Here is a 13,124-nt window from a genome sequence, read left to right on the forward strand (position 1 = left end):
ACAGACCGCGCCAACCGTTGCGCTCAAGGATTTGCACATGCTGAAAATCGATACCCTGCATCAGTACTACGGCGGCAGCCATATCCTGCGTGGCCTGTCATTCGAGGCCAAGATCGGTGAAGTGACCTGTCTGCTCGGGCGCAATGGGGTCGGCAAGACTACCTTGCTGCGCTGTTTGATGGGGCTGGTGCCGGCGCGGGAAGGCAGCGTGCACTGGGAAGACCAGCCGATCACCACGCTCAAGCCGCAGCAGCGGGTGCATGCCGGCATCGCTTATGTGCCACAGGGGCGGGAGATCTTTGCCCGGCTGACCGTTGAAGAAAACCTGCTGATGGGCCTGTCACGTTTCCCGGCCCGCGAGGCGCGGGAAGTGCCGGCGTTCATCTATGAGCTGTTCCCGGTACTTGAGCAGATGAAGCAGCGCCGTGGCGGTGACTTGTCCGGCGGCCAGCAACAGCAGCTGGCCATCGGTCGTGCCCTGGCCAGCCGGCCACGCTTGTTGATCCTCGACGAGCCTACCGAAGGCATCCAGCCGTCGGTGATCAAGGAAATCGGCGCGGTGATCCGCAAGCTGGCCGACCGCGGCGACATGGCCATTTTGCTGGTCGAGCAGTTCTATGATTTTGCCGAGGAGCTGGCCGATCAGTACCTGGTGATGGCCCGCGGCGAGATCATCCAGCAAGGCCGTGGCGAAAACATGCAGGCCGAAGGTGTGCGCGGGTTGGTAACCATTTAATCTGCAGGCAATCCTTCTGCGAGACGTTGTCATGAGCTACCCGATTCGCGATGCCCAGGCTGCCGATGTGCCGGGCATTCTCGCCATCTACAACGATGCCGTGCGCAATACCACGGCGATCTGGAACGAGACCCCGGTGGACCTGGCCAACCGCCAGGCCTGGTTTGCGGCGCGGGCTGAGCAGGGCTATCCGATTCTGGTGGTAGCCGATGACAGCGGCGTGCTGGGCTATGCATCGTTTGGCGACTGGCGCCCGTTCGAGGGTTTTCGGCACACCGTCGAGCATTCGGTGTATGTGCGCGATGATCAACGCGGCAAGGGCCTGGGGCCGTTGCTGATGGCGGCACTGATCGAGCGTGCGCGTGGCTGCGGCAAGCATGTGATGGTGGCTGCGATCGAGAGCGGCAATGCGGCGTCGGTGCGGTTGCATGAGCGGCTGGGGTTCATTGTGACCGGGCAGATGCCGCAGGTCGGCATCAAGTTTGGTCGCTGGCTGGACCTGACCTTCATGCAATTGCTACTGGACCCCGCGCACCTGTAGGAGCGGCCTTGTGTCGCGAAAGGGTCGCGCAGCGGCCCCAAAAATTTCAGCTCCGCCGCTGACATCGCCGGGCCCGCTTTGCGGGCCTTTCGCGACACAAGGCCGCTCCTACAGGCCACGCGCCGGTCGATGGCCCTGTGGCGAGTCACATCTGGGTAAACCGCCCCAAACGCTGGCGCAGCATGCTGTTCTCGCTGCGCAGGTGCTGCACTTCTTCCAGCAACTCCAGCGCCAGCGCCACGCCTTCCCACTCCAGTTCCAGCTCCTGATGCAGCTTGACCGCGCGCTTGAGCGTTACCGGCGCGCGGTCGTCGAACAGCCAGTCTTCCGGCGTTCGCCCCGATGGTTGAACAATGCCGTGCTCGACGATTTCGATCACCCAGTCAGCCGTGATATTGGCTTCCTGGCAGAGGGTGCGCATGTCCAGTTGAACGATCAGGGTGCTGCTCATGATCAACTACTCCATTGAGTCCTCGGGTTGAACGCGGCCTTCTCGGCAAGCTTGGCCCACAGTTCACGGGTGGCGTCGTCCGACTGGGTCGGCATGACCACCTTCAATTGCGCGTACAGATCACCGCGCTCGCCCTGCTTGTTGCTCAAGCCCATGCCTTTGACGCGCAGGCGCTGGCCGCTCTGGCTGTCGGGGCGGATGGTCAGGTTGATCTTGCCGGTCAGGGTCGGTACCGCGACCTTGGTGCCCAGCGCGGCTTCCCACGGCGCCAGCGGCACGGTGATGATCAGGTCATGGCCTTCGACATCGAACAGCGGATGCGGCGCCATGCGAATGGTCAGGAACAGGTCGCCATTGGCACCACCGCCAACCCCTGGCGCACCCTGGCCCTTGAGGCGGATGCGCTCGCCGTCGGTGACCCCGGCCGGGATCTTGACGTTGAGGGTCTTGGTGGTGAACCCGGTGCGCTGCCCGGCGGCGTTGGTCTGCGGGATCTGGAAGCTGATCTGCTTGGACTCTTTGTTCAGGGTCTCCTCAAGGAAAACCGCCAGCTCCAGTTCCACGTCCTGCCCTCGTCTGCCCGCACTGCGTTGCTGTTGCTGCTGTCCGCGTCCGAACGGGCTGCCGCCACGTGCGCCAAAGATCGAGCTGAAGAAGTCGGAGAAGTCGCCGCCTTCGAAACCATTGTCCGCGCCAGCGCCGCGACCCTGCCAGCCGGGCGGGGCCTGGAACGGCCGGCCGTGCTGGCCGCCATACTTGCGGATCTCGTCGAATTCAGCGCGTTTCTGCGCGTCACCAAGCACTTCGTAGGCCTCGTTGGCCTCTTTGAACTTGTCCTCGGCATCGCGCTCCTTGCTGACATCGGGGTGATACTTGCGGGCCAGCTTGCGGTACGCGGCCTTGATCGCCTTATCGTCCGCGGTGGGCTCTACGCCGAGTATCTTGTAATAGTCTTTGAAGTCCATCTATGGATCACCAGTGTGAATTTGCGTGTTGCATCTGAAGATAGGGACCAAGCATAGCCTTTCAAGGGCGGTTTGGGGTTGCCGTGGAGCAGACGACTGGTCTTGATTCTGCTGGCAAAGGGCATAAACTGCGCGGCCGTTTTGCCTCCGGAAGTAAATTGTCCATGTCCGACGTATCCCCGGCCCGTGCCCTGGGCATCGATTTTGGCACCTCCAACTCCACGGTCGGCTGGCACCGCCCGGGTGCCGAGTCGCTGATCGCCCTCGAGCAAGGCAAGATCACCTTGCCCTCGGTGGTGTTCTTCAATATCGAGGAGCGTCGCCCGGTGTACGGCCGCCTGGCCCTGCACGAATACCTCGAAGGCTACGAAGGGCGCCTGATGCGCTCGCTCAAAAGCCTGCTCGGTTCCAAGCTGATCAAGCATGACACCAGCGTGCTCGGCACTGCCCTGCCGTTCAAGGACCTGCTCGGGATGTTCATCGGCGAGCTGAAAAAACGCGCCGAAGCCGACGCCGACCGCAGCTTCGAGCAAGTCGTGCTGGGCCGCCCGGTATTCTTCGTCGACGATGACCCGGCGGCCGACCAGGAAGCCGAAGACACCCTTGCCGACGTAGCGCGCAAGATCGGCTTCAAGGACGTGTCGTTCCAGTACGAGCCAATTGCTGCGGCCTTCGATTACGAGTCCGGCATCAGCCGCGAAGAGCTGGTACTGATCGTCGATATCGGCGGTGGTACCTCCGACTTCACCCTGATTCGCCTGTCGCCCGATCGCCACCATCTGGCCGAGCGCCAGAGTGACATTCTCGCCACCGGCGGTGTGCACATTGGCGGTACCGACTTCGACAAGCAGTTGAGCCTGCAAGGCGTGATGCCGCTGTTCGGCTACGGCAGCAAGATGAAGAGCGGTGCGCTGATGCCGACCAGCTACCACTTGAACCTGGCCACCTGGCACACCATCAACGCCGTGTATTCGCAGAAATCACAGCTGGCGCTGGGCAACATGCGCTATGACATCGAAGACGCGCTGGGCATCGATCGTCTGTTCAAGCTGATCGAGCAGCGTGCCGGGCACTGGCTGGCGATGGAGATCGAGGCCAGCAAGATCGAGCTGACCGACCAGCCCAGCCGCCAGATCGACATGCGCCGGGTCGAACCGGAACTGACCGTCGAGCTGACCCGCGCGTTGTTCGAAGACGCCATTGGCAGCCTGCTGCAACGGGTCCGCGGCAGCGTCAGCGAATTGCTGAACAAGGCTGGCGTCACTGAGGGCCAGGTCGACACGGTGTTCTTCACCGGCGGCTCCAGCGGCATCCCGGCGCTGCGCAACAGCGTTGCGGCGATGCTGCCCAATGCTCGCCACGTCGAAGGCAATATCTTCGGCAGCATCGGCAGCGGCCTGGCGATCGAAGCGCGCAAGCGTTACGGCGCGCTGTGAGCCTCAGCGCAAGCCTGGCAGCGCGTTAGCGCGTGCTGTCAGGCCTGCCCCTCACACCAGCTCGGCGCGGCGCAGCTCACTTTTCAGATACGCATAATAGATCGGCCCGGCCACCACTCCCGGCAAGCCGAACGCGGCCTCGAACACCAGCATCGCCAGCAGCAACTCCCACGACTTGGCCCTGATCTGGCCGCCGACGATCCGCGCGTTGAGGAAGTACTCGACCTTGTGGATAACGATCAGATAGCCCAGCGCCGCCAACGCCACCCAGATCGACAGCGACAAGCCGACGATGGTGATCAGCGTGTTCGACATCAGGTTGCCGATCACCGGCAGCAGGCCGAGCAGGAAGGTCAGCACGATCAGGGTCTTGGTCAGCGGTAGGTGTACGCCGAACAGCGGCAGCACCACTGCGAGGAAGATCCCGGTGAAGAAGGTGTTGAGCAGCGAGATCTTGATCTGGGCGAAGACGATATTACGAAACGCCTGCACCAGCAGCGCCAGCCGTTCGAACATCGCCGCTGCCAGTGGCTTGCGCCGGGAGATATCGGGGATGCGCTGCAAGGCAACGATGGCACCGAGGATCATCCCGATCAGCAGGGTGACGAACATGTGCGCCATGCCCTTGCCAACCAGCTGCAATTCACCGAGGTGGCTCCTCAGCCATTCGCCAATCGCCACCTTGAACTCGGCCGCACTGGCCGGCAGGTAGCCTTCGATGAACGGTGGCAACTGGCTACGCGCCTGCTCCACCAGCAGCATGAACTTGTCCAGCGAGGCGCCAGGGTTCTCCGCTTCATGCAGCAAGAAGCTGAACGCGCCCGCAATCAGCAACGTCAGGCTGATCACCACCAGCGTGCCCAGCAACGCCACCGCCAGCCAGCGCGCGCGCTGCCCGGCAATGATCGGCTGTAGCCGCGGGGTAAGCATATTGACCAGTTCGAACACCAGCAGGCCGGCGAGCAGGCTTGGCAACAACTTCAGCGGCAGGGCCAGCAACAGGCCGGCAAAGACGATGATCCAGCTGGCCAGGGTGACCTGGCGAGGGGTGAAAGTCATACAGCCTCAGGGGCAGACAGCGGAAAAGAATCGCAGTCTGCCAGCCTTCGGCGCGCAAACATAGATACAGCTCATTTCTTCTTCAGGCAGGTACTCATGAATGCTTTGCGCTCGTCACCCTTGAGGGTCTTCTCGGTGGCGGTGGCGTTGCAGCGGGTCATTTTCTCCTGCTGGGTGACCTTCAGGCACTTGCTCATGAATGCCTTGCGCTCATCACCCTTGAGGGTCTGCGCAGTGGCGTCGGCGTTGCAGCTCTTCATCTTTTCCTGCTGGGCGGTGGCGGCAAAGCCCTGCGCGCAGATCAACATGCCCAATACCAGCAATGGCGCTTGCAGTCGCTTCATGGAGTGGTCTCCTTGTTCCGCGCCCAATGCACGGATCCAAGCCTGAGTGTAGCCAACTATTTCCGCGTGCCAGCGCCATCAGAGCCCCGCGGCTTTCAAGCGCGCGGCGTGCTCGGTAAACAGCCGCACCGGCTCAGCCCCCTTGCCCACCGCACCGAGTGACTGGTTGACGATGTCCAGATGATCCAGCGGGTGGTCATCGCCCAGCACCTGGCCCAGGTGCGAACTGTTGCGCCCGACCATGCCGTCGCACTGGCCTTTCTCGCGGACGAAGCTGCGGGCGAACAGGCGACAGAAGCGGTTGCTGCCGTCAAAGCGGTTGCGGCCCTGGTCGGTCAAGCCTGGCTGCAGCGTGCCCGACCACGAGTAGTAGCGCACGCCATTGACCTCATAGGCGCCCTCGCCGCCCCATTCCTGCGGCAGGCCCTGTGGATAAGCCTGGTTGAACAGCGCCACACCCGCGCAGGTCAGCGACTGATGCGACGCGTGCACGTCGATCGGCAGCCGCTCACGGCGCCAGCCCGTTTCCAGCCAGCCCATCAACCGCGCCAGGCCGTGCAACACGACGCGCAGCACACGCCCTTTAAGCGAGTGCCCGGGCGCCGTGCGTTCGAGGTGGTCGGCCAGCTCCGAGCCGTGATTGGGCCCGGCCACCGACGTCACCGAGGCAACCCGGTCTGGCCGCTTGGCAGCGGCATAGCGCGCGCTGAGTGCGCCCTGGCTGTGGCCGATCAGGTTGACCTTGGCGGCGCCGCTGCGCTGGCAGATGTCTTCGATGATCGCCAACAGCTGCTCGCCACGCACCTCGCTGGAATGCAGCGGCGACACCTGCACGGGATAGACCTTGGCACCGCCGCGGCGCAGCGCCGACACGATGCCGAACCAGTAGGGATAAACCAGCAGCCGGACAAAACCGAGCATGCCCGGCACCAGCACCACCGGGTATCGCGTCGCCAGATCCTGTTTCATTGCCGTTCTCCTCGGGTTTGGCCGTGCGCCAACACTAACGCGGGGTAGATGACAGCCACAATCGAACTCCTGAGCCGCGCTGCGGTTCCAATCCTGCACACACCCTGAGCAAGGAGCGGGACCATGTACAAACAGACTTTGGCAATCCTTCTGGCCAGCGCAACCCTGGCCGCCTGCGGCAGCCGTCCGGAAAACCCGGTGGACTACGTTACCTACCGTGACGAGCCGCTGGTCAAGCAGGTCGAGAACGGCATGACCATGCAGAAGGTAATCGCCATCGGTGGCAGCCCGTCGATGGTCATTGACCTGCCCAACGGCGGCACCTGCAACGACTACATCCTCAACCGTGATGGCCATCAACAGCCCTACTACGTGCGCTTCGATGCCACCGGCCACGTCGATGCCAAAGGCTTCAAGACCTGCAAACAACGAGAAGAAGACACGAAAGCCGCAACTGGCGCGTGAGTCTTCCTGAAGCCCTGACAACCCTGATATCTCGGAGATAAGCATGAGCAACGTTGAACTGACCGATAAACACACCTTGCGCGAACGCGCCCGCCAGCACGTTGAAGACGGCGCCGTGACCGAAGGCTATAGCGCCGACCGCGAGAAGATCATCCAGCTGCTCAACGAGTCGCTGGCAACCGAGCTGGTCTGCGTACTGCGCTACAAGCGCCACTACTTCATGGCCAGCGGGATCAAGGCGGCAGCAGCAGCTGACGAGTTCCTCGAGCACGCCACCCAGGAAGCCGAACACGCCGACAAATTGGCCGAGCGTATTGTCCAGCTGGGCGGCGAGCCGGACTTCAACCCGGACAACCTGAGCAAGAACTCCCACGCGCAGTACGTAGCGGGCAACTCGCTCAAGGAGATGGTGCTGGAAGACCTGGTGGCTGAACGCATCGCGGTCGACAGCTACCGCGAGATCATCCAGTACATCGGCGAGAGCGACCCGACCACCCGGCGCATCTTCGAAGACATCCTGGCCCAGGAAGAAGAGCACGCCGACGACATGGCCGACCTGCTCAAGGGTCTGTGATTCGCTAGCCTCTGGCCTCTGCCCGCAACCTGCGGTGCAGAGGCCGATAACGAACCCGCCTTACTTCTTCGTCTTGACCTCCGCCGGCGCCTTGCCGGCTTTCATTTGCTCAAGCAATGGCGTGCATTGATTCTGCTCGCCGTCACCCGGTGCAATCAGCGCCAGCAGCCCTGCTGCCGGGCCAATCGCAACGCCCAGGGCAACCATACCGGCGCCACGCAGGGCCAGCGGCAGCGCCTGCACACCAGCACTGGGTTTGACGAACTTGCCGCGCACATACAGCGGCGAGCGCAGCGAGAACAGGCGCAGGCCCTTGGACTCCGGGGTGACCTTCAGGTCGAGCTGTTCACTGGCGAAGTTGACCGTGCCATCGACATAGATGATCGCGTTCTCGGTATCGAAGACAAACACGCGCGTGCTCGCCAGGCCGTCCTTGATGCCGACATCGGCGGCCGCGCAGTTGATCTGCACATCCTTGTCGCCGAACAATTTGCCGACCACATAGTTACCGACGTTGAGGCCGGCCAGTTCCATCAGCTCACGGCTGATCGCGCCATCGTTGATCAGCATGCGCATGTCGCCGTTGGCGGTGCCGAGCAGCGCCGCAACCGAATTGCCACGGCCGCTGATATCGGCATCGCCGTTGAGCTGGCCAAAGCTGGTCTGCATCGGCGCGAAGCCTGGGAACAGTTCCTTGAGCTTGAAGCCACGCGCGGTCAGCCGGGCCCGGCCCTGCATCGGCACGTTACGGCCATCCAGGCGGATGTTGGCGGCGAGATTGCCCCCGGCTACGCCAAAGCGCAGCGGCTGCAGGCGCAACAGGCCGTCATCGAGGATCAGGTGCACGGCCAGGTCGTTGAACGGCAGCTTGGAGCTGTGCACGATGCGCTTGCCGCTGAAGCTGACGTCGGCATCCATTGCACGCCAGCGCTCGGTCCGAAACTCTTCGACCGGCAGCACTTTGTCGCCTGGCTGCTTGCTGGCACCGCCACGGGCCTTTTGCTCGGCGTTGGAGTCAGCGCCGATCAACGGCGCAAGGTCCTTGAACAGCAGCTGATTGGAGACCAGCTTGCCGCTCAGTTTGGGCCGCGGCTTGCTCGCGACAAAGGCCAGATCGCCATGAATGTCGCTGTCGCCGATCTTGCCGTTGAAACCTTCATAGCTGAACCGCGCACCCTCGGCAGCGTGCAGGTTGGCCAGCAGATGGCCGTCGGTGGAGTACGCAGGTGTGTCCGGCAGGGTCACGCCAGTCAGCGGGTAGAGGTTGCCAAGGCTCGCGCCGGACAGCTTCAGGCGCAGGTCCAGCGCGCCCAGGTTACGCGGGTCGGTCAGGGTGCCGGCGACCACCACATGGGTGTCGGCAATACGCACGTCGGCCTGCAACGGGAACGGCTGGCTGGCGTCCTGCAGCGCCAGCAGGCCACCGATCTTGCCAGTGCCGGACACCGGCTGATCCTTGTAGCGGCCGCTGGCCTTGAGGCCAAAGGCGTAGTCCTGGGCGCCGGCGCTCTTCTCGGCGCGGGCCTTGCCGACGATCTCGCTGAACGGGATTGGCTTGCCCAGCGGGTCGATCTGCACCTTCATGTCAGCCTTGAGGATCTGGTCGTTGTAGCTGACATTGCCCTGATCAAAACCGATGGCGCCGATATCCAGCACCCATTTCGACGGTTCGGCGTTTTCATCCTTTGGCCCGAAATCGAACGTCCAGTTGGCGCGGCCATCGGCCAGGCGGGTCAGGCTGGCATTGGGTTTGGTCAGGTTGATGCGCGGAATGACAATGTGCTGAAAGATCAGCGGCAGCGGTGACAGACGAAATTCGACCTTCTCCAGGCCGACCATCTGCGGCTGTTTGAGCCACTCCGGATTGCCCAGGGTCAGGTCCTCGGCAATGAAGTGCGGCCACGGCACCCAGGCGCGCCAGCCGCCTTCTTCAGGCTCGGTGCGCCATTTGACGGCGAGGTTGCCGTTGATGGCGAACGGTCGCTGCAAGGCGGCTGAGACTTTCTCGTTGAGCAGCGGCTTGGCGCGGTTCCAGTCGAAGGTGGCGATCACCACCACCAGGATCGCCAGCAAGGTGATCAGTGTGGCGAGGGTCCAGGTGATGATTCTGGCGGGGCGCGTCATTGCGTGATTCTCCTGACTGCATGGCTCATGGCGCCACGACGGTGACACTTAATAAGTGGGACTGATGAAAAGCCGCTGGGTTTAATCCATGGCGCATTCTAGCCAAGAATTTTCTGACGACCTCATCAGCTTTGCCGTGAGATTGAATGGTTACCAAGCTGCTCAGTGGCATGCGCGCGGAGCCGAAATGCCTGGGCTAGAGCCGCTGCTGCAACAGTATCAATCCTGTCGATTGTTACCATTATCCTTATGAACTTTTCTCTGGCGGTGCGGCGGGTAGCATTGGCTTCGTACCCACTTTCCAGCCCTCCAGAGGAGCGCCCTGATCATGAAACGCCAATTACTGCTTAGCCTTGCCCTGTCCATCGCAGCCACCAGTGCCTTCGCCTTGCCTGGTCAGGAGCAGCACCTGACCGCCGAGTCGCGCTCCAGCGACGCGGCCGCCGTGCAGCCTTTGAACACCCTTGCCGAAGGTGGCTCGGATCGTCTGATCGAACGCAGTGGCCGTGTCGCCGAAGGTGGCTCTGATCGCCTGATCGAACGCAGTGGCCGCGTCGCTGAAGGTGGCTCGGACCGCCTGATCGAGCGCAGTGGCCGTGTTGCCGAAGGTGGCTCGGACCGTCTGATCGAGCGCAGTGGCCGAGTAGCCGAAGGTGGCTCGGATCGTCTGCTTGAACTCAGCCGTGTGAGCTGATTGCCATGGCAGAAAAGGTCGATCCTCGATATTGCGCCTGCTACCCTCCAAGCCCGGTCCATTGACCGGGCTTTGTTTTTTTATCCAGAATAACCCCGTCGTACAGCCACAGAAGCCTGCCCCATGCTGCCTCGCGCCGAACAGAAGCTCCAGACCCGTCAAGCCTTGCTGGACGCTGCCTGCCAGTTGATGGAGAGCGGCCGTGGCTTTGGCAGCATCAGCCTGCGTGAAGTGGCCAAGACCGCCGGCATCGTGCCCACCGGTTTCTATCGGCACTTTCCTGACATGGACGCGCTCGGGCTGGCCTTGGTCGAAGAAGTCGACGCGACCTTCCGCCACGCGATCCGCCTGGTGCGGCAAAACGAATTTGAGATGGGTGGCATCACCGATGCCTCGGTACGCATCTTTCTCGACATGGTCGCCGCGCACCGCACTCAGTTCCTGTTTCTCGCCCGCGAGCAATACGGCGGCTCGCAGCCGGTGCGCCAGGCCATCGCTCGCCTGCGCCAGCACATCAGTTCCGACCTTGCCACTGACCTCGGCCTGATGCCGCGCTGGAAGCACCTTGATGCGGCAGCCTTGGAAGTGATGGCCGACCTGGTGGTCAAGACCGTATTCGCCACCCTGCCCGAGCTGATCGACAGCCCTGACCCGCACACCGCCCAGCCGCTCAGCGCGCAGGAGAAGATCACCCAGCAGCTGCGCTTCATCTTTGTCGGTGCACGCCACTGGCAGGGTTTGAGCACCCCTGGCTGACGACCCTTGGCCGCTAGCTGCTATCATGGCGCCCTGCCCGATTGCGACGAGCGTTGCCATGTCCGACCCCCGCCCCACCCTGCCCGAGCTGAGCACCCGCCTGGCGCGTTTCCGTCAGCACTTCGCTGAACGCATCGTGCCACTGTGGCAAGGCCCAGGCTGGAACGACGAAATGGCTCTGCCTTTCGAAGCCCTCGATGAACAGCACCAGCCACTGCCCGTGCAGCGCTACCGGGCGATGGCCGTCGCGCGTCAGTTGTACCTGTTCAGCAGCCGTATCGAGCAAGCCGGCGCCGCCGAGCGCGCCGCAGCATTGTTCCGTTCGCTGCAGCGCCACTTCCACGATGCCGAACACGGCGGCTGGTTCTACAGCGTAGACGCCGCCGGCAAGCCGCTGGACCGGCGCAAGGACCTGTACACCCATGCGTTCATCGTGTTCGCCTGCGCGCATTACTGGGGCAAGGTGCAGGAGGGGCTGGTCGAAGCCACACTGAACGCAGCGCTGGAAGTGGTAGCCGAACGCTTCGCGCGCGACGATGGCCTGTATGAAGCAAACCTGGGCGAAGACTGGGCCGACCTGGGCAGCGGCCCGCTGCAAAACCCGCAGATGCACCTGGCCGAAGCCTTCCTGCAAACCCTCGCAGTACGCGACGATCAGGACGTGCAGCAAGCGTTGCTGCAACTGTGTGAGGCGCTGCAAACGCACTTCATCGAGCCCGAGCACGGCCTGATGCTGGAAAAACCGCGCGGCGCTGTGGATAACTGGTTCGAACCTGGTCATCAGTTCGAGTGGTTCTACCTGCTCGAAACATCGCCGCTGCTCAACAGCAGCGCGCTGCATGGGTCGATCGCCCGTGGCTTTGACTACGCCGAGCGCCATGGCGTGATCGATGCGGCGGTACTCGCCAGCCTGGATATCAATGGCAAGGTGCTCGACCCCACCCAGCGTATCTGGGCCAAGGCAGAATACCTGCGCGCGTTGGCATTGCGCCCGGGCAGTGAGCAGCAGCTGTTGCAACAGCTACGCTCGCTGGAGGACAAGTTCCTGCATGCAGGCGGCTGGCGCGAATGCCTGGACGCCACCGGCGCGGTCAGCCGGCACGACATGCCGTCGACCACGCCCTATCACCTGGCGACCTGCCTGCAAGGGCTGGACGCGCTGGCCTGACGGTTACGCGTCGCACCAAGGGGCCGCAGGCCGGCCCCGTTGCTGCGCTCAGCCTTTGGGCGAGCGATCGATCGAGAACCCAGCCCAATCCTGACTCACCGGCATCAACTCAAGGCTGTTGATGTTGATGTGCGCCGGCTGGTTGAGAATCCAGAAGATGGTCTCGGCGATGTCCTGCGGCTGGATCGCTTCGGCGCCAGCGTAGGTTGCATCGTACTTGGACTGATCGCCACCGAAGCGCACCAGCGAAAACTCGCTTTCGCACAGGCCTGGCTCGATGTTGCTGACCCGCACGCCAGTGCCACGCAGGTCGCAGCGCAAGCTCAGCGAGAACTGACCGACAAACGCCTTGGTGCCGCCATAGACGTGGCTGCCAGGGTATGGATAGTTACCCGCCACCGAACCCACGTTGAGGATCGACGCGCCACGACCATGAGCGATCAGCCGCGGCAGGAGCAGGCGAGTGGTGTACATCAGGCCCTTGATGTTGGTGTCGACCATGGTGTCCCAGTCGTCCAGGTCGCACTTCTGCGCAGGGTCTGCACCCAGTGCCAGGCCTGCGTTGTTGACCAGCCCGCGCAGCTTGTCGAACGCCGGCGGCAGGTTGGCGATGGCCTGCTCCATTGCCGCGCGGTCGCGCACGTCGACCACGATGCCATGCACGTCGGTCTTGGCCGACAACTCGGCGCACAGCGCATCCAGGCGCTCTTTACGTCGGCCGGTCAGGACCAGCTTCCAGCCTGCGTCGGCAAACAGGCGGGCGGTGGCCTCGCCGAAACCGGAAGTGGCGCCCGTGATGAATACGGTAGACGTCATGCTGTTCTCCTTCGCAATGGGGTGTC

15 protein-coding genes are annotated in these 13,124 nt (G+C 63.0%); 8 read left to right on the forward strand and 7 right to left on the reverse strand.

All coding sequences use genetic code 11. The features are described 5' to 3' along the window. Positions 1 to 37: 37 nt before the first annotated feature. A complete protein-coding gene (gene urtE / locus AC58X1_RS10110; RefSeq protein ID WP_101316020.1) occupies positions 38 to 736 on the forward strand; it encodes an urea ABC transporter ATP-binding subunit UrtE in 699 nt (232 codons plus the stop codon). 31 nt (positions 737 to 767) lie between these two features. Next, on the forward strand, positions 768 to 1,277 hold the full coding sequence (locus tag AC58X1_RS10115) for a GNAT family N-acetyltransferase (protein WP_188035242.1): 510 nt from the start codon (positions 768 to 770) through the stop codon (positions 1,275 to 1,277). 145 nt (positions 1,278 to 1,422) lie between these two features. On the opposite strand, the gene AC58X1_RS10120 is transcribed toward AC58X1_RS10115, so the two are convergent. Both AC58X1_RS10120 and cbpA read right to left on the reverse strand, forming a co-directional pair. After that, positions 1,423 to 1,728, reverse strand: a complete 306-nt coding sequence (locus AC58X1_RS10120) for a chaperone modulator CbpM (RefSeq protein WP_188035241.1) — start codon at positions 1,726 to 1,728, stop codon at positions 1,423 to 1,425. Positions 1,729 to 1,730: 2 nt separating this feature from the next. Then, entirely contained in the window at positions 1,731 to 2,693 is a 963-nt protein-coding gene (gene cbpA / locus AC58X1_RS10125) for a curved DNA-binding protein (protein ID WP_101316014.1), read from the reverse strand. Positions 2,694 to 2,857: 164 nt separating this feature from the next. On the opposite strand from cbpA, the gene AC58X1_RS10130 reads away from it, so the two are divergent. Next, entirely contained in the window at positions 2,858 to 4,129 is a 1,272-nt protein-coding gene (locus AC58X1_RS10130; protein WP_150571345.1) for an Hsp70 family protein, read from the forward strand. A 51-nt stretch (positions 4,130 to 4,180) separates the two neighbouring features. On the opposite strand, the gene AC58X1_RS10135 is transcribed toward AC58X1_RS10130, so the two are convergent. The 3 genes from AC58X1_RS10135 to AC58X1_RS10145 all read right to left on the reverse strand — a co-directional run bounded on the left by AC58X1_RS10135 (position 4,181) and on the right by AC58X1_RS10145 (position 6,501). Continuing rightward, positions 4,181 to 5,188: an AI-2E family transporter gene (locus AC58X1_RS10135; protein WP_101316010.1), complete on the reverse strand. Its 1,008-nt coding sequence runs from the start codon at positions 5,186 to 5,188 to the stop codon at positions 4,181 to 4,183. 71 nt (positions 5,189 to 5,259) lie between these two features. Next, entirely contained in the window at positions 5,260 to 5,532 is a 273-nt protein-coding gene (locus AC58X1_RS10140) for a PsiF family protein (RefSeq protein WP_101316008.1), read from the reverse strand. Positions 5,533 to 5,610: 78 nt separating this feature from the next. Beyond that, positions 5,611 to 6,501 carry an esterase/lipase family protein gene (locus tag AC58X1_RS10145; protein WP_101316006.1) on the reverse strand — a complete coding sequence of 297 codons (891 nt, stop codon included), beginning with the start codon at positions 6,499 to 6,501 and terminating at the stop codon, positions 5,611 to 5,613. A 123-nt stretch (positions 6,502 to 6,624) separates the two neighbouring features. Between AC58X1_RS10145 and osmE the strand changes: the two genes are divergently transcribed. Further along, positions 6,625 to 6,966, forward strand: coding sequence for an osmotically-inducible lipoprotein OsmE (osmE, locus tag AC58X1_RS10150; RefSeq protein WP_150572865.1), 342 nt, complete (start codon positions 6,625 to 6,627; stop codon positions 6,964 to 6,966). 43 nt (positions 6,967 to 7,009) lie between these two features. Beyond that, positions 7,010 to 7,540 (forward strand): ferritin-like domain-containing protein, encoded by a 531-nt coding sequence (locus AC58X1_RS10155; protein WP_101316002.1) that lies wholly within the window; start codon positions 7,010 to 7,012, stop codon positions 7,538 to 7,540. Positions 7,541 to 7,600: 60 nt separating this feature from the next. On the opposite strand, the gene AC58X1_RS10160 is transcribed toward AC58X1_RS10155, so the two are convergent. Continuing rightward, on the reverse strand, positions 7,601 to 9,664 hold the full coding sequence (locus AC58X1_RS10160; RefSeq protein WP_259074363.1) for an AsmA family protein: 2,064 nt from the start codon (positions 9,662 to 9,664) through the stop codon (positions 7,601 to 7,603). 328 nt (positions 9,665 to 9,992) lie between these two features. On the opposite strand from AC58X1_RS10160, the gene AC58X1_RS10165 reads away from it, so the two are divergent. The 3 genes from AC58X1_RS10165 to AC58X1_RS10175 all read left to right on the forward strand — a co-directional run bounded on the left by AC58X1_RS10165 (position 9,993) and on the right by AC58X1_RS10175 (position 12,282). After that, positions 9,993 to 10,358, forward strand: a complete 366-nt coding sequence (locus AC58X1_RS10165) for a hypothetical protein (protein ID WP_220632997.1) — start codon at positions 9,993 to 9,995, stop codon at positions 10,356 to 10,358. Positions 10,359 to 10,481: 123 nt separating this feature from the next. After that, complete coding sequence (fabR, locus tag AC58X1_RS10170; protein ID WP_101315997.1) at positions 10,482 to 11,114, forward strand: HTH-type transcriptional repressor FabR; 633 nt, start codon at positions 10,482 to 10,484, stop codon at positions 11,112 to 11,114. Positions 11,115 to 11,172: 58 nt separating this feature from the next. Beyond that, the gene (locus tag AC58X1_RS10175; RefSeq protein ID WP_497428806.1) at positions 11,173 to 12,282 is read left to right on the forward strand and encodes an AGE family epimerase/isomerase; all 1,110 of its coding nucleotides are present in this window, start codon (positions 11,173 to 11,175) and stop codon (positions 12,280 to 12,282) included. A gap of 48 nt (positions 12,283 to 12,330) precedes the next feature. Here AC58X1_RS10175 and AC58X1_RS10180 read toward each other — a convergent pair whose 3' ends face one another. Continuing rightward, on the reverse strand, positions 12,331 to 13,098 hold the full coding sequence (locus AC58X1_RS10180; RefSeq protein WP_103435868.1) for an SDR family oxidoreductase: 768 nt from the start codon (positions 13,096 to 13,098) through the stop codon (positions 12,331 to 12,333). Positions 13,099 to 13,124: the final 26 nt, after the last annotated feature.

It is taken from the genome of Pseudomonas sp. PGPR N4 (assembly GCF_059693665.1).